Source organism: Thermincola ferriacetica, assembly GCF_001263415.1.
GTDB lineage: Bacteria > Bacillota > Thermincolia > Thermincolales > Thermincolaceae > Thermincola > Thermincola ferriacetica.
Map to the genome: position 1 here is coordinate 71,384 of NZ_LGTE01000014.1, position 16,995 is coordinate 88,378.

The 16,995-nt window shown below is 44.3% G+C and carries 16 protein-coding genes; 4 read left to right on the top strand and 12 right to left on the bottom strand.

Annotated elements, in window-relative coordinates; all coding sequences use genetic code 11:
* Positions 1 to 3 precede the first annotated feature (3 nt).
* The 9 genes from Tfer_RS09985 to Tfer_RS16935 all read right to left on the bottom strand — a co-directional run bounded on the left by Tfer_RS09985 (position 4) and on the right by Tfer_RS16935 (position 10,240).
* Positions 4 to 666 (bottom strand): cobalamin B12-binding domain-containing protein, encoded by a 663-nt coding sequence (locus tag Tfer_RS09985; protein WP_013119868.1) that lies wholly within the window; start codon positions 664 to 666, stop codon positions 4 to 6.
* A 176-nt stretch (positions 667 to 842) separates the two neighbouring features.
* Positions 843 to 1,901 (bottom strand): MtaA/CmuA family methyltransferase, encoded by a 1,059-nt coding sequence (locus Tfer_RS09990; RefSeq protein ID WP_052218281.1) that lies wholly within the window; start codon positions 1,899 to 1,901, stop codon positions 843 to 845.
* 59 nt (positions 1,902 to 1,960) lie between these two features.
* Entirely contained in the window at positions 1,961 to 2,902 is a 942-nt protein-coding gene (locus tag Tfer_RS09995; protein ID WP_052218282.1) for a tetrahydromethanopterin S-methyltransferase subunit H family protein, read from the bottom strand.
* Positions 2,903 to 2,928: 26 nt separating this feature from the next.
* The gene (locus tag Tfer_RS10000; RefSeq protein WP_052218283.1) at positions 2,929 to 4,890 is read right to left on the bottom strand and encodes an ASKHA domain-containing protein; all 1,962 of its coding nucleotides are present in this window, start codon (positions 4,888 to 4,890) and stop codon (positions 2,929 to 2,931) included.
* A 21-nt stretch (positions 4,891 to 4,911) separates the two neighbouring features.
* Complete coding sequence (locus Tfer_RS10005; protein ID WP_052218284.1) at positions 4,912 to 5,931, bottom strand: MtaA/CmuA family methyltransferase; 1,020 nt, start codon at positions 5,929 to 5,931, stop codon at positions 4,912 to 4,914.
* 4 nt (positions 5,932 to 5,935) lie between these two features.
* Entirely contained in the window at positions 5,936 to 6,757 is an 822-nt protein-coding gene (locus Tfer_RS10010; protein WP_242843580.1) for a 4Fe-4S double cluster binding domain-containing protein, read from the bottom strand.
* Positions 6,758 to 7,063: 306 nt separating this feature from the next.
* Positions 7,064 to 8,017, bottom strand: a complete 954-nt coding sequence (locus Tfer_RS10015) for a hypothetical protein (RefSeq protein ID WP_152909030.1) — start codon at positions 8,015 to 8,017, stop codon at positions 7,064 to 7,066.
* A gap of 116 nt (positions 8,018 to 8,133) precedes the next feature.
* Entirely contained in the window at positions 8,134 to 8,493 is a 360-nt protein-coding gene (locus Tfer_RS10020) for a hypothetical protein (protein WP_052218287.1), read from the bottom strand.
* 313 nt (positions 8,494 to 8,806) lie between these two features.
* Positions 8,807 to 10,240 carry a stalk domain-containing protein gene (locus Tfer_RS16935; RefSeq protein WP_052218288.1) on the bottom strand — a complete coding sequence of 478 codons (1,434 nt, stop codon included), beginning with the start codon at positions 10,238 to 10,240 and terminating at the stop codon, positions 8,807 to 8,809.
* A gap of 342 nt (positions 10,241 to 10,582) precedes the next feature.
* Between Tfer_RS16935 and Tfer_RS10030 the strand changes: the two genes are divergently transcribed.
* From Tfer_RS10030 to Tfer_RS10040, 3 genes are all read left to right on the top strand, one after another.
* Positions 10,583 to 10,852: a type II toxin-antitoxin system Phd/YefM family antitoxin gene (locus tag Tfer_RS10030; RefSeq protein WP_052218289.1), complete on the top strand. Its 270-nt coding sequence runs from the start codon at positions 10,583 to 10,585 to the stop codon at positions 10,850 to 10,852.
* Entirely contained in the window at positions 10,839 to 11,156 is a 318-nt protein-coding gene (locus Tfer_RS10035) for a type II toxin-antitoxin system RelE/ParE family toxin (protein ID WP_013119858.1), read from the top strand. The genes Tfer_RS10030 and Tfer_RS10035 overlap by 14 nt, the downstream gene beginning before the upstream one ends.
* Before the next feature lie 467 nt (positions 11,157 to 11,623).
* Complete coding sequence (locus Tfer_RS10040; protein WP_052218290.1) at positions 11,624 to 12,286, top strand: hypothetical protein; 663 nt, start codon at positions 11,624 to 11,626, stop codon at positions 12,284 to 12,286.
* A 223-nt stretch (positions 12,287 to 12,509) separates the two neighbouring features.
* Here Tfer_RS10040 and Tfer_RS10045 read toward each other — a convergent pair whose 3' ends face one another.
* Positions 12,510 to 14,156: a DUF262 domain-containing protein gene (locus tag Tfer_RS10045; protein ID WP_052218291.1), complete on the bottom strand. Its 1,647-nt coding sequence runs from the start codon at positions 14,154 to 14,156 to the stop codon at positions 12,510 to 12,512.
* Between the two features lie 541 nt (positions 14,157 to 14,697).
* Between Tfer_RS10045 and Tfer_RS10050 the strand changes: the two genes are divergently transcribed.
* Positions 14,698 to 15,657: a tyrosine-type recombinase/integrase gene (locus Tfer_RS10050; protein ID WP_052218292.1), complete on the top strand. Its 960-nt coding sequence runs from the start codon at positions 14,698 to 14,700 to the stop codon at positions 15,655 to 15,657.
* On the opposite strand, the gene Tfer_RS10055 is transcribed toward Tfer_RS10050, so the two are convergent.
* Positions 15,654 to 16,634: a tyrosine-type recombinase/integrase gene (locus tag Tfer_RS10055; RefSeq protein ID WP_052218293.1), complete on the bottom strand. Its 981-nt coding sequence runs from the start codon at positions 16,632 to 16,634 to the stop codon at positions 15,654 to 15,656. The two genes, Tfer_RS10050 and Tfer_RS10055, sit on opposite strands and share 4 nt — an antisense overlap.
* Positions 16,635 to 16,754: 120 nt before the next feature.
* The coding region (locus Tfer_RS16565; protein WP_160315553.1) for a hypothetical protein at positions 16,755 to 16,995 on the bottom strand (241 nt) is incomplete at its 5' end.

Genomic DNA, 16,995 nt, shown 5'->3' on the forward strand with positions numbered 1-16,995 from the left:
TCATCAGCCTTTTTGCAGTTCGCGCAAAGAACTTACCATGTTTATTGCATCCTTCAATGCATTGTTGGCATCCTTGGCATAACCGTCTGCGCCCCATTTTTCCGCCAGTTCTTCGTTTACGGGCGCACCGCCGATCATAATTTTAACTTTTGGGTTTTTCTCCTTGATCTTGGCAATGATATCCTTCATCCCCACCATAGTAGTGGTCATCATGGCTGACAGGCAAACCAGGTCAGAATCTGTCTTCAATTGCTCCTCCACAAATTTTTCAAGCGGAACGTCCCTGCCCAGGTCATGTACTTCAAATCCGGCAACATCAAACATCATTTTGACAATGTTCTTACCGATGTCATGCACATCGCCCTGAACTACACCCATGACAACCTGCCCCTTGATCCCCGCGTCCCTTTTTTTCATGTGGGGCTTTAATATGTTTAACCCTGCATACATGGCATCAGCGGCCAGCAACATTTCCGGAACGAATATTTCCTCCAGTTCATACAGGCGTCCGACTTCCTCTATCCCACAGACCAGGCCGTCAAAAATTGCTTTTTCAGCGTCCATACCGATGGCCAGGGCTTCGTTGGCAGCCTCAATCACGGCCTCCTCATCATATTCCACCACACCTTTTTTCAGACGTTCCAGAATCTCCTGTTCTTTACTCATAACTCTTTCCTCCCTTTCCCTTTAACTTCTCAAGTGGTTTCTTTCTAACAAATCTATCCATTTTACTTTGCTGCAGGAGCGGGAAATATCTCCTCAATCCTGGTTATAATTTGGCCAAACAGAGATACCTCCTTTATCAACAGAGTTCTCGAATTAGGTGGAGTTTCAGTAAACTTTCAGCCGACAGCTTTTCTCTGCCATTTTTTGGCCCCCAGTTCCTTCACCGTATCCACCATGGTTTTGAGGTTCTGTACCGGAGCCGTAGGCCAGATATCACATCCCGGCCAGACAGCGTCCACGCCGTCCTCCAGGCATTTCACAGTAGCATTGCGCACATCTTCGGGCGTACCGTTGACCAGAACGTTGTATGCATCCAGCGCACCGAAGACCAGCGGCTCTTTTCCTATATCAGCCCTGGTTTTGACCATGTCGTTTTTCTGCTCAATGCTGAGCGCATCATATCCGCTCTCCTGCATTACTGTGATAACCGAATTCGTACTTCCACAGATATGAAGTATCTTGGGTACATTGATGTTCTGAGCAATCTTGATTAACGGCGGCTGGATCAGGCTCTTGAAGACCCTGGGACTTAAAATGTCTGTGGTGGCGCCCATTTCACGGATACAGATGTAATCAGCGCCGGCAGCTTCGTAGTAAGGAATAATTTTTATTATGACATCTGCCAGCCGGTCCAGCATCTCGGCAACCAGCTTCTGTTTTTTGAATGACAGTTTGAAGAGTTCATTTAAATCCATCAGTTGTCCGGCCAAAGTAAAGGGCCCTAACAGGTAAGTACCGATAGGCACTTCTTTACCAATATCGGTCTTCAACATTTTGATTGCTTCCGCCACCACGGGAATTCGACCACGCTCAGTCAGGTTGTCTGGAATTTCGAAAGTAGTCATGTCGGCTTCCTCGTGGATAATTTTTTCCTTTATGGTCGGGTAAAGGAGCATATCCACTTCTTCATAGGGATTCATCACACAACCCAGGGCTTCAGCCTCAACGCACAGGTCAAAGGGAACAACCGCACATTCATATCCAAACAGTTTATACGAACTGGCAGCGGCATTAGCCATTTTCCCGGCATCTCCGTGGGTTTCAGCAAGTTTGTAGCCGAACTGTTCCAGGCCTGCCGTAGTTACATTGCCCATGCCGCTGTAACAGGCCGGACGGTCAACTTCCTTACCTTCGAAAAGGCGCAACACCCGTTCCCGGGGAGTTAAACCACTCATTTTACATCCTCCTTTGAAATATTTGTTTTTCAATTTGCAGTTATTTTGACCGGGCCATCTTATTGCTGATTTAGTTTCTGGGCAAAATCATTAAAGAACTTGTACAGGGGATGATTCGGGTTACTCGGCAGTTTGCCCGTATTTTCATAAACCAGCGTGGACAGCAGCAAAGTTGTGGAAACGGTAGCAGGTATGAGTTTAGGAATATTCACTATAGGCCCGGAGAAAAAGAAATCACTCCACAGCAGCACCGATGCTGCCTGTCCGGCAGTGTTCATTGCGGCAAACCCTTCTGGGCCCCACATCTCCCGCGCCTCTTTCCACATATATGTGCCGTTGGATGCAGCAACCCCGGCGGGCCAGCCGGAGTCTTCCTTGATCAGCCTGCAGGCTATTCCGGAAAAGGACATGGCCGGTAAATTCATAACGGATGTGTCCACAAGTACCGATTCAAAGGTATCCTGGCCGATAACATCCATCATTTTGTTGAAGGACGCCAGTCTGCCCCTGGGTGTCTGGTCTTCCTGGTCAAAAACCTGCACCACTATGTGCTTGCAGCCCATTTCCTTAAGCCGCTGTACCTGGCCGGGGATGTCCTTGTCCCAGGGAGTGATGCTGTTATACAAAACCCGGTCTGCCAGTCCTTGTTCAGTTACATACTGCATGGCCTGAAGCCTTGGTTCCTGCACCCACATGTCTATACCAAAAGGCTTATCACTGATAGAAGTAAAAAAATCTATGTAGGTTTTCATCTCATCCACTGAGGTCGCCACCATGGCTACCAGAACCGGAATCCCGGTCTGTTCTGACAATTCTTCCTGTCTTTTTACATACTCCGTGGCCTTGGCCCTGTCAAACTTACGTTCTTTCCGACTTTCCAGAATCCTGTCCCCGTTATGGAACATGGAAGAGATAAGGAGAGGCGGATTATCCCCGGGCTGACCCCCTACCAGAATATCACCGATTTTGCAGACCTTTTGAGGTTTGCTGAAGGAATACATCTGTTCCACCTTCTTTCATGAAAATGTTAAACAGCCTTTTTCTTTCTGTCGGGTATTTTGTCCAGTATATGTTGAATACTGGGGAATTTGTCGACACTGTGCGGGAATGCCATAGCCTCGGCAAATCTTTGCTGGAAGTCAGGTTCTACGGCCGTTTCAATAAACTCAACACTGGCAGCAACGTCACGGGCCTCAATACGCTTGCCTTTATCCAGCAGAGCAGCCTGTGCTCCGTCACCGGCAGCATTTCCCACAGCCTGCACCTTTTCCAGGTCGCAATCAGGGAACATCCCGATTACCATGGCCGATTCCTTATTAATATAGCTTCCAAAGGCTCCGGCAAGGGTTACCCTGTCTACCTTATTCACACCCAGATGCCGCATAAGCATCTTGGCGCCTACATAAAGAGCAGCCTTGGCCAGTTGTACTGCTCTGATGTCACCCTGGGTTACCGTAATATCCTTGCCAATGGCGCTGTCTTCAGCAAATACCAGGATATATTCCGGCTTACCGTTTTCATCAAACCGCAGCCGGTCAGTTTCCAATTTCTTGTTGATCCGGCCCGTCTTATCGATAATTCCGGCCTTAAATACTTCCGCAACCATATCGATGATACCTGAGCCGCAGATACCTTTTGCTCCACCCTTGCTTCCCCGGCCGTGCCATTTTTCATCGCCGATTACCTTGTAAGTGCATTCCAGAGTCTCAGGGTCTATTTTGATGCCCTCAATTGCTCCCGGTGCCGCCCGCATACCGAACTTGATCTGCGCTCCTTCCAGGGCAGGACCGGTAGCACAGGAAGTAGAGAGAAGCTTGTTTTTGTTGCCCAGGTCTATTTCCCCGTTGGTACCGATGTCAATTATCAGGCGAACTTCTTCATCCTGTTTGTAAGGTTCCTCAGCGATAAGAACAGATACATTGTCTGGTCCCACAAATCCGGCCTCTATGGGTAGTATATGAATATTAGCGGCTCTGCTGATGTGAATACCCAGGTCCCTGGCTTTTACGTCAAAGGGGGCCGATATGGCCGGGGCAAAGGGAGCCCTCCCCATGTACTTGGGTTCCAGTTCAAGCAAGCAATGGTGCATTGCTGTATTGAATACCAGGACTATCTCCAGCACATCTGTCGGTTTAATGCCCGCCTTTTCCGTCATGCGCTCAACCAGGGTGTTAATGCCCTCAATTATGGCATCGTGCAGTTTCCGGCGCCCGTCTTCATTCATCATGGCGTAAGTGATACGCGACAGAACATCCTCACCGTAACGAACCTGCGGATTCATCATCCCATCCTTGGCCAGCATTTTCCCGCTGCCCAGGTCACACAGATAAGCTGCTACCGTGGTGGTGCCGACATCGATGCCTATACCGTACCACTGCCGAACAAAACCCGGCCTGACATCAATAATTTCCCGGTCATAGAGCACTGATGCCGATACCTTCCAGTCACCTTCACGGATTATGTTGGGTAGCTCTTTCAAAACAAAGTAATCAATGGAAAGGTTATCAAGCCCGAACTGATCCCGCAAAGCATCCTGCAGTCTCCTCAGGTCATCACGATGGTCTTCCAATGTGGCGGCAGGCATTTCAACATAATAGGTCTTTACTGCTGGGTCCAACTTAAAACTGCGGTCTTTTCCGGTTTCCAGAACCACCTGGTCAGCCTTGCGGCTCTCCTCGGGCACGAAAACCAGGACATCTCCATGGATTTCCGCTGCGCAGGCTAAACGGTAGTTTTCGGCTATTTCCTTCTCCTGCAAAAGCTTCTTTTCTTCTTCCGTCACCGGTGAAAGGTGGCTCATCTGGGAATCAATGCCGAACTTCTCAAAAAAGCCCGTTTCAATTTTCACTTTGCATTTACCACAGACTTTGTGCGCGCCACAGGGAGCTTCAATATCTACGCCAAGTTCATGGGAAGCTTGCAGCAGAGTTTTCCCTTCCGCAATCTTACCCCGGCGACCGGAAGGTTGAAAAATTACATTGCACTCCATTTGAATCCCTCCGTTAGTTTTCTAATTTTTTGCTTCCTGAACCGTTTCCACAATTGCCTTTAACACTTCGATTCTGGTAGCCGGCGGTACCGCACACCCAGGTGAGATCATGGAAAATCCCTTGGCCATACAGGCCCTGGTTTCTTCTCTGCACTTTTCCACATTGCCATGGTACAGCGTATTTACAGGGTCAATTGCTCCTATTAACGGAGTGGTTATACCTTCTGCTCGGAATTTTGCCAGTGCAGCAGGTACATCCACAACCGGTTCCACGCTTATGGCCGAGCAACCGGTTCTGGCAATATCTATTATAATGTTGTCCAGTTTACCGCAGATGTGAAGAATTGTAGGCACCCTAAGTGCTTCTATCTGTTTTTTCTGGTAGGGGGCTGCCAGTTCCCTGTAGATCTTGGGGGTAATCATATCCAGTGAACACATCATATCCTCGATGGCAATGACATCGGCTCCAGCGTCTATCATTGCCTGTGCCAGCATGGTACCAGCCTTTTCACCGATCTCAATGTAAGAAACAAGTTCCTGAGGTTTTCTGTAAGCTATTTTCAGCATCTGGGTAATATCAAGAATTTGTCCGGCAATACTGAATGGCCCGATGATCCCCCCCATCACTATCACTTTGTCGCCTAACTGGCTTTTCAGCAGCCTGATCGCCTCCAGAAGGTGAGGGATCCTGCCCCTGCTCAGGAAATCTTCCGGGAAATCTACGGGATCACCTATGTTGTAAGGATGTGTTTTGACACTCGGCAATCCCTCTCTCCCACCCTCCTTCAGAACTGCTCCCAGTGCCTCCGCCTCGTGCGTCTGGCAGAAGGGAACCCGAACAGCATCGAACCCCAGAATGTTGTAGGCGCCGCCGGCCAATCTGGCCATCAGTTCTGCATTGTACATGGCATCAGGCCAGTAGCTGTTCAACTGTTCCATCTGGTCATAAGTAGCATGCTGACAGACACTGATTACCGGAAGCCTGTCTGCAGGCTGACCGTTCAGGGCTGCCATGAATCTTTCACGGCTCGTCATTTCCATAAATTTATCCCTCCTTTGTTTTGGGGACTGACGATTCTTCAGTCACCCTTTTACCGAGAGGACAGGCCAGAATACAAAGACCGCAAATATACCGGCCCAAAGCTTGATAGTTTTTTTCCAATTGCCGGGCACACCGTGATACATCAATTTTTACCTGCGTTGTTGACTGCCGGGTCCATTCTTCATCTTTGATCGCTCCACTGGGACAAATATCCACGCACTTACGGCATGAACCACAATTACCTTTTAAATAAGGTTGTTCAGATACCGGTAATAGAGCATCTGTTAAAACTGTCGCCCAGCTTAGCCTGGGGCCGTAACGACTGTTTATCAGGAGACCGCTTTTTCCAATCCAGCCAAGTCCGGCACAGGTGGCAGCTGTTTTATGTTGGAACAGGGGAAATAACCTGGCAATGAAACGTAGATCTTCCTGAGCAGTGTCCGGCGGAATGGCAAGAGCACGCCACCCTTGCATACGCAAATAAGTTACAATCTTCTTCTGAATGACTATCAATTTATTGTCCACTTCGGGAAACTGGTTGGTGTATGCTGTTACTCCGTTTTGTCTGATAATGCTGCTTTCAGCCGGCGGATGTCTAATCGCTAACGAAATGGCAGTTGGAATATGTTTGAATTCTTTGGCCAAACCCGGCCTTACGTCCCCGTACCCTGCAAGGCTGGCCCCCCATTGAAGAATTTTTTGGTGCAGTCCTCCTAAGTTAAAGTTCAAATTATCACGGTCCAGGCCGTTGACTGTATTCATGATTCCCTCTCCTCTCTGTTCTTTATATCTTGCAATTACCGTGCCAGAAATTTGCTTTTTCATAAAAAACCCCGCTAAGTTTGGGGCTGTAGAACGATTGGGAGATACTTCTTTTAAGGACAATTTATCGGCTGCGGGTAAAACAGGGCTTTAGACTGTTCCACCGCGGAACATTTCAGCAACATATTTTTTCAAAAATTTCCCTAGCAAATAAATTAGGTGTGTTATTGCAGTACACTGAAACAACCTAATGTAGATGTTCCGTTATGGAACTGTGTTCCAATGAAATACAATTTGACACAATAATCACTGTGTTCAACTCATTTTTCGTTTAGAAAGAAAAACCCCGCCTTATTTATTGACGGGTTTTTAAACTGTTGTAGGGTATTGATCAATGTAGCTGTTATAAATACTTAACAAGTTGTTCACGTGCGAACCGATTTCCTCGAGACAGGTATAATCCTTAGCTCTGAACGAGATAACAAAATAGGGTTCAGTTCCTGTACCCTGGAATAGTTGTGCGCCATTGTCATGTAGTATCTCGAGGTCGTTGAAACTGAACGGTCGGCATTTATAACGGGTTGTAAAAATGTCCTCCCTCACCTTGACCTGCCATGGTTTGTTCAGTACAACGTTGCACTCTACCGGTTTTACGGGGGGAGTTAAAATATATACGGCGCCGAGGTAAATAGGCAATTCCCGGATGTAAGTAAAATGAGTGTACAGGTAACCGCTCACCGTATTTATATAATCCACCTTACAAAGAAAAATTTCAGTATCCGGCCGTCCGTCTTTTCCGATCGGATAGTATGCGGCTCTTTCACTTTTGTAGTACCTCAGGCCTTTCTCCCTATAGAGTTCAGTTCCGCATTCCGCACATTTCTCAGCGTGAATTTCCCCCTTGCACACTGGGCATTGCAATATTTTTTTTATTTCCTGAAAAGATATTACTTTACTGCCCGGTACAGATGAAACAGCTCTATACTCAGGAATAAGCAACAGCCTATACCTCATTTCCTCTTCATCCCGGCAGTCTCTGAAGTTATATTCCCGAAATACCCCGGGCTGGTTAGTCGCCCGGGCAAAGGTTAAAAAAGCTAACCTGGCCCGCCGCAAGGAATCTTCATTTAAGTCCGGAAAGTGGTAAATTGATACCCCATTATTGTAGGCCACCTTCATCTCGGCTTCCATTCTGCCCTGGCGGGTTTTCTTGACAGCCAGTTCTAACTGTTCCAACCCCAAGGGACCTGGATTAATTTCGCCAAAAGCTTTACTGGCAATTATAACTTCGACAACTTTTTCTCCCGTCGCCAAATTCACCATATCACCTCCCGGCTTTTATTAATCTTTGGGAAATTATGTCTTAGTTACTTTTGTTCCTATTATTACCATACTCAAACATAAAAAGACAAAAAAAAAACGGTAAAATTACCGTTATTTTAATGCCAGTTATCATTTAACTTTTTCTTCCACTGGTGCACAGCATCAACCAGTCCAACCAAATCAAGAAAATCAAGGGCCGACATATCAATAAACTGCGGATTCTTTAATAAATCATCGATAGGAGTGTGGTCTTGCACACAGTCCATATGAACCGGATGAACCAGTAATGTTTTTGAGTGATAAAAACTTCGCACAGCCGAACGAAATTCTTTTCTAATCAGCCTATCGCAGATGGCACAATAAACGGTCCGACCGCTTTTCAACTTATTTCCAAATATTTTTTCAGCCTTTGCAATGGCAGCGCTACAGGTGAATCTATTTTGGCAATCCGCCAAATTGATCTCGATACACTCCATTATTCTCCTACCTTTCTTGAATGGCCCAAACAATGCTAAACCTAAAATAACTAGGTGATTCTCGACTATCACGCACCAAGTGTCTCAACTTCAAAAGCTTTTCCACAATTGGTTATTTAATTATATCAGGCCTTCCGTGTCGAAATCGTAAAAAAAAAGTAAGTACCGAATTTTTTATCCGGGTCCGGTAATACCCGCATAGCCTCAACAGACGGGGTCAGAATGGTCAAACGTAAAAGTTCGCGCACGCCAACCCAAAATCTAAGGAGAATATCCTCCGTTACCCAGGAAGCCCGACGAGTATTTCAAAACTTTACTGGGTAATTATTACTTTGTACCCCACCGGGTCCCAGTTAACGGTGGCTCCCAGTGCTTCGGACACAAACCTCAAAGGTACAAAAGTGTATCCATTTTTAATGACCGGTGCCTGGTCGATGGTCACCGTTTTCTCATTAATAGCAGCGGCTTTATTCCCTATCTTTAACTTTACAGTTATATCGCCTTTTCTCGCTGTTACAGTCCTTGTTCCGGCATCCCATTCCACGCTGGCGCCAAGGGATTCAAAAACACCCCGTAGCGGAACGAGTGTCCTTCCGCCTGCTATGTAAGGTTTAACAGGGAATGACCTTGTTTGTCCACTTATAATGACTTTTATTTCCGGCTGCTGCTCAAAAATCAGTATCGCGTTACTTATTTTTCTGCCCGGTTTGGTCAGATACGATCCCTTAAAATAAAGCCCACTCGATGCCCCGCCGTCCAGATTCATAGCCTCCACCGCACCGAGTTTCTGCATAACCTGGGCCAGTTCCCCGACCGTCGCCCGATTTACGGTAACAAGCATAAGAACATTGCCGGCAGTCTTTCCGATCGCACTCCGTGCCCCGCTGTCGGTGAGGATTTTGGGATCCGTAAAACCCTCTGCTCTGGGGTTGACCACAACCCTGCCAGCAGACAAAAGGATGGGACCGGCGCCCACTGAATGTTTTATCCGGCTCCAGTCAACGGCATTCCCTGCCAGGTCCCTGAAGGAAAGACTGTAATTAACCGGGGTTCCCGGTGTAAATCGCTCCACATACCTGCTGACATTCGGGTCTGAACCAAAGTTTATGACGTAGCCGTTAGAAGGGATTGACGCCTCGCCGGTGACAACGGAATCGACAACCCCGTTTTTCACCACCACCGACGTACCGGTTTTCATCCCGGTCGTTTTTCCTTTTCGGGGAGTAAAAATCTCAATGGCGGAAGGATCTGTCAATACGTGATTTATACCCCAGGCATACCAGTTATGCAGAAAGTCATCGTTATTGTCCGTAGTGCCTGTAATATAAGTTCTGAGCGGCGCAAACCGCACTTCGTTATTTTCTCCGAACCCAACAGTGGAACCAACATTTGAAAGGTGAAGAAAGCTGCCGTCAATCTGAATGTTACCTTGCGGCTGCATATCAGAATATGCGTTAAAAAATGTTCCGTTAATCGCCGCCAACGCACCATGGCGTCTGGCCAGTGCTGACAGTTCCTCGGTTCCGCCGACATAGCCTCCGCCGAGAGCCGGCTTTACTCTGATCCAGGGACTTTTGAGGTTTATGTACACAGCCTTAACTGAAAAATTCTTTTTGCCTATTGTAACTGTCTGCGAACTACTCCAGACATTCGCGGTTGCATCCGCCCGAGGCACATTATAAAAAGCCTGACTGACTGCAATGGTTAATACCAGAAAAATTATTACTGATATAATCCATTTTCTCATCTCGCTTTCCCTCCCATAGGCCTTGAACAGGTAACAATCCAGATCCAAATTATTCGTTCGGCGAATTTCGTTTTTTCCCTTCTGTTTTTCGCAAAGCAAACATTCAGGAAAAACTTTAAATATTTAAACCGTCTAAATTTTCACCTTTTATTCACAAAAAAGAACAAAAGTTTCTATTGAAACTTCAAGGAAACTTTTGTTGATATCCGGAAATCATGCTTTGAGGTTATCCACAATTTTACCTCAAAGCATAATTTCCTAAATATAAAAAAAATATATATTTATATTCTATTAGAATTATCATATAATAATTGTAGAATAATTTGACCGGAGGAGACCGAAATGATTATAAAATCGTCGACAACGCTTCGTAATGATTACAACGCTATCGCCAAACTTGCCCATGAAAAGGCTGAACCTATATACATCACCAGAAACGGTGAAGGGGATCTTGTGGTTATGAGTATTGAGGCTTTTGAACGCCGGGAAGCTATGCTTGATCTTAAAGAAAAGCTTCTGTTTGCCGAGCAACAGCGCCTTGCCGGCGAGCCGGCCATCTCGCTGAATGAAGCCCATAAACGGCTCAGGGAGAAAATCAATGGAAAAGTATGAGGTAGAACTGCTTCCTGCCGCATATACAGACCTGGACGAAATATTCGATTACATCATGGTAGACAACACACAGGCGGCAGCCGGCATGCTTGACAATATCATGCAAGCCCTGCGCCGCCTTGAGAATTTTCCGCATTCCGGAACGCCACTGCTCAATAGTTCTCTGAAAAAGTTCGATTTTCGGATGATTATCATTGAACCCTATATCGCCTTCTACCGTTTAATAAACAACAAAGTTGTTGTGTACCGCATTTTACATGGTGCAAGAAACTATCCGCATCTACTGAAAGGTACATTAGAATAGAGCCGGAAACTCCGCTGGAAACACGTTCGGATGCTCCTTGTTGCACCGGTCGATGTGATAATCCCTGTCGGATCGACGGAAACAACACACTTTTCAGCAACCGCACATGTTTCACACAAGACAAAAACCCTGCTGATTTTTATCAGCAGGGTTTTAACTTTCATTATGGTGCGGATGATGGGACTTGAACCCATACGGTTGCCCACACGCCCCTCACCAGCGCAATAGTGGCAAGGTTTTTTCCAGCTATGTTAACTCAGTGTAACCTACTTACCATGAGCTAAAATACAAAGGAGACGACAGTTCATGGTAACTTCTTTGAACTTATGAACACAGTGTCCCTATGTTACAAAATTGTATAACAAAAAATAACGAATTATGAATGAAAAATGGAAATAAAATATTGACTTATTTTGTTCTTAATAATATTATAATTATGTAAATTATTTTTTTGAAGGAGTGGTTTTATGATAAGTTCTGCAGTTCTTGATTCTTATTATGACAATGTTGTTAGTTCAATAGAATTACTAGCTAATTCAGTATTAGAGTATAAACTTTCATTAAGAAAATCAATTGCAGAATGCGCTATGAAAAAAGAAATTGACACCGATGAGATTAGAAAATTACTTGACCAAGAGGATAGAATAAAGACATTTTTGTCACAGGTAGAAGAATTAAAATTTTCATGGGATAGTGCAATACAAGGCGGTGGTAACTTCAATACATCTATGGATAATTACGATGGTAAAGACGAATATGAAGGTAACAAAGATGTTTCTGCTCGAACATCTTGGAGAGTTGCTGGAGATTCAATAAAAATTGAAACCAAAAGACAAGACGCTCCTCCGTATTCAAATGTATTTCCTATTTTGCTTTTTAAAGAAATCGCTTTAATGGGTCTCGACTTCATTGAGAGAAACGGTTCAGTTAAAACAACCGATGTAGTAAACGTCTTAGAAAATAAAATCATTGCTACTAGTGATTACAAAAAGACCCCCCGTATTCCTGTTTATGCCACTTTTAAAGTTCTTGTTAAGGAACAAAAATTCAAAATTGATGAACACAATTCACACAAATATTTATTAGCAGTTCCTAAAGACAAGTTTAAATCATGGATTGACCAAATTTAATGAGGAGTGAGAAATTTGATTGATTAAGTAGTTAGCATCAACCTTGTCTGTATATGAGTGATGAATTTAATGAAAGATATGTCAACGCCGGAGAGAGTGTAAAATATTTTGTATAAACCCCCTAAACATAATATAATTTTCTCAAGGTGGAGTTAGTACAATGATACAAAATTCTTGACAGACCCAAATATTTTAAACTCTCCTCAGCGTCATAAGTCTTGCCTTAATTAGTTAGCAAACTAAGTATATCATTTTGTCTCTTCGCCAATACTGCAGGTGTCCACTCAGTATAACTTAGAATTTTTTGACTTCTTGCTAAGTCACTAATTCTTCCCTTGAAGTACTTATCTTTTTTGTCCTCAAAATCCAAATTACTAGCTGAAGAATTTTTTCTTTTACTTAAAAGCACCAGGTTAGCTAATTTATTTGTCCAGTAAGTTCTCTCGTCTAAATCAAATATATCTGTCCATTTTCCTTTAGGATTTTGCGGTAAAACGTGTTCTACACTTAAAGTTCCATATTTCCTTTCGACATTATGTTCTGATTCTAAGTATTCCAATTTTAATAAAATATACTTAACATAGGATTTACCATAAACATCTTGACCTATTTCGTTTTTAAATCTGTTATGGTCAAATTCTAAAACAACATTATTAATAATTTCACTTGGTTCTGTTGCCAGTTCTATTTCTTTTAAGACTGCATTCATGTTTACTATTCTTTTTGTTAAAGTTAATCCTATAACCCAATCTGCTATGAACTTTTGTTCCAATTTAATAATAAAATCCAGTAGCTTCTCTTTATCAAATTTTTGATAGTAATATAACAAAGGAGGTATCCACTCATTAGATGGCAGGAAATTTTTCATTATATAAATTAAATTCTTGTATTGAATACATATTTTTTTATGCTGGGCATCCTTCTCGAAAACGTCTCTGTCAACAACTAGCCTCTGATAAATTTCTTTGTATTCTTTTAAGTATTGAATAAATTCCTGACCTCTGGCAATCTTGTCTTTACCAAAAATCAATTTATTGAATTCTTTCAAGACATCCTCTTTAGCTTTCTCTTTTACTTCAATACTTCTAATGAATGATATTAAATTCTCAAATTCTTCGGACCCTAAGTCATCTTCCATGTCTTCCCAAATCTTGGCGTACTCTTTTCTTACGGTAGAGTCATTTATTTCAGCAAGATTGTTTGCTTTTAAAATATCTATCCTTCTTAATTGTAAGCCTCTATCGTTAATTATTGTAAATAATCTATAAGCATCTTCAAAATCCTTGGTAGAAACATATATCATAACACATCTTTGCGAAAGATGTTGAATTAGTGATTCTATGTCAGTTTGGCTAAGTTTATATAATTTTTCTTTAAATAACATGACTGCCTCAACCAATTTTTGCTGAGCATCATTACTAGGTAAAAACTTGTCAACGTGTTCTGTTCCACCTTCCGTTTGAACATATTCCCTAAAGAACTCTGGTTCTCTTGTTTCCAACTTAACTTTTTCCGGAATTCCATCTGCAGGGTTGTACTTTTGATAAATCTTCTCCTGAGTAGACCTTTTGAATTCTTCTTTTTCTACATCATCTCTAAGACAGGCTAGTAACAATTGTAAAGTAGTTAGGCGTTGTTGACCATCGATAACATCGTATTTTTTACCAGTTCCTACTTGCTCGACTTCTTGAAGTATTACTGTGCCAAGGAAGTACTCATTTTGCCTGTCGGACTCAAAAATATCGTCAAATAATTGCTCGCAATGTTCTATCTCCCAACAATAAGGGCGTTGGTAATCTGGTACGCTAAAGAAGAATTCATCGCCAAATAGTTTCTTGAGCTGAACTTTTTCCCCTGTTATTTGGGACATATATGACCCCCCCTCATGTTTTCCCTTAGTTCTATCAATATTCGATATATATGAAAATATTTCCTCTTTTTCCAATAAGAAAAACACTCTGCAAATAAATCCTAGACCGAGACTGCACAACATTGAGGAACACCCAGGTATGAAATCAGTGGATCACTAGCTAGATTAACTAAAGCACATAAACAACAAAAAATTATGTATGCTTTGTTTAAATTTAGAAACGGTAAAGAATGGGTATTCTGCAACAAAAAACCTTTACGAACAAATTTCATTCGTAAAGGTTTGATTTTTCATTATGGTGCGGATGATGGGACTTGAACCCATACGGTTGCCCACACGCCCCTCAATTATACGCAGTAAAATTTGACAAGTGCTCAACTGCCTGACACCAGACATATCAAGGCTTTTTCGCAGTCCGGTACCGCGCAACATTTTTTGACTTCGCGCACGTCTGCATAAAATCCATAAAAATTTTTAAGTTTACCAGCGCAGAAAACTTGTGCAACCGCATACGTTTTTATTTTTAAAGGAGGTTTCAAACATGGCAAAAAGAAGAAAGAGGTTTCTTCAAACCAAAGATGTTCCGGCGGCTAACCTCTCATTTGACGAAGCGGTGCACATGTTTCTGGACGAACTTAAAATCAGGAACCGGTCCAAACGCACTATCGAATGGCACAGGGAAAATTTTCATGCGGTCAGGAAGGTTTTCAGGGAGCAAAAGGTTCAGCTTTCCATCCCTCTGGCCACCAGCACTGTCAAAAAGCACCTGGTCCTGTACTGTAAAGAACAGTTAAATCAACAGCCAAGGACAATTAATATGAGGCTGGGAAGCCTTAAAATGCTGCACTCATACCTTGTCAAAGAAGGCTACCTGGACGTTAACCCCCTGGCTGACATTGATTCCCTCAAACTGCCCAAAAACATTCCTGTCTCTTTAACCGACGAACAAATCGAACGCCTGCTCAGGGTTCCTGACCGCAAAACCTTCACCGGCCTGCGGGATTTTACCATTATGCTTTTGCTGCTCGAAACGGGTATCAGGGTTTCGGAACTGGCAAACATCAAACTGAAGGATATTAACCTGAAGGACGGTTATATAAAAATATTCGGCAAAGGTGCCAAGGAGCGAAATGTGCCGATACAAAGCAAGTTCAAAAAAGTCCTCTCAGAATACCTTTTGCACCGGGGTGACCTGGACACTGATGCGCTGTTTGTCACTGTTGACAACACGCCGCTCAAGGTCCGGTCAATCCAGGAACGCATTGAAATTATTGCTGAAAAAGCAGGTATTACGGAGATCAGGACTTCCCCCCATATCTGGCGGCATACGTTTGCCAGGAAGTACATCGTTAACGGCGGGGATGTTTTTTCGCTGAAGCAAATCCTTGGCCACAGCGGTTGGCAGATGGTTCACCATTACGTCAACCTGTTCAGCTCCGACGTGTTTAAAAAACACCAGCAGTTCAGCCCCGTCCAAAATTTACGGCTGCCATCCGTCTAACGTTTGAACAGGTTGTCCACCGGGGATTTTCCCCGGTATTTTTGTTCCAGATCTGGCCGGAACAGGCGGAGGTATATTATAACCGTGTTCATGGTGGAATGGCCCATTAAGTCCCTCAGTACATAGGGATCTCCGCCATTCATCAAAAACATCTTGGCAAAGGTGTGCCGGAAGGTATGCGGTGAACATCTTACCCCTTTTATCCCTGCTTTTTGGGCATAGTTGCTGATATTGTCCTGAACGGTTCTTTTCTTCAACTGGCCCCCGTCCTGGTTTAAAAACAGGTATCCTTCGGGATCATTTAACCCTGTTCTGCTGATATATTTCAGCAGGGCTTTCCGTGTTGCGCTGCCGAACAGGACGTTTCGCGTCTTACTGCCTTTGCCCCGGACCACCGTGATTGTGTTGTGCCTGAAATCAATGTCGCCCAGGCGCAGGCTGCACAGTTCGTCAACCCGCACTCCGGTATCAAGCAGTACCTGCATTATTACCCAGTCCCGCAGCCCTACAAAAGTGCTTTGGTCAGGCTGAGCAAGAAGCTGCCTGACCTGTTCGTCGGTAAACGGCACAATTACCGGTGTTTCCCGTTTCTTTATTTCTTCCAGACCGGCAGCCGGGTTGGTTGGAATGTACCCCAAATCAGCCAGCTTTCCAAAAAATACCCGCAGGGTCCTTATCCTGCCGTTGACAGTGTTTTTCTTTAAGCCGCGGTTAACCAGGTAGCCTTTAAAATCTTTTAAAACCTGATGCGTAACCAGACCTATGTCCTCTATACCCCGGACATAAACCAGGTACTTTTTCAGAACGCTCAGGTTTTCCTGGTGATATTTCAGGGACCGTTCGGCCCAACCCTGTTCGGCATACTCACCGCTGAATATTTCGATTGCGCGATCCAGGTCAATGCCTGCCGGTTTTGTTTCTTCCGTTGCCGGGGTTATATTCTCCCAGTTCTTTCCCCTGAAACTCTTTCTCAGCAAACTGATCTACCCCTTTCCGTGAGTTTTCCTTCACAAAAAAAAAGAAGGAGGGTCAATAACCCTCCCTAAAAAAACCGACGGCGCGGGAACCCACGGTCTCGTACCGTGGGAGGAGCGCCATCAGGCCACCTCCCATATCAAAGTATCCGTGTTTTGAAGTTTCTTCAGTTTATTGATACTCGCCCCGGCATACAGTTCCTTGCCGCTGTAGTCGGTTATACGCACCGTGCCGCGGCTGAACAGGGTGTTGATATACCCTTTGACCACCCTGCCGGTTTTGCTGCGGTAGACCACCAGGTCGTATTTCCGGAACCTTACGCCAGCCCTGTTGACAAGATAACGGTTGGCATTGGCCGGCTGG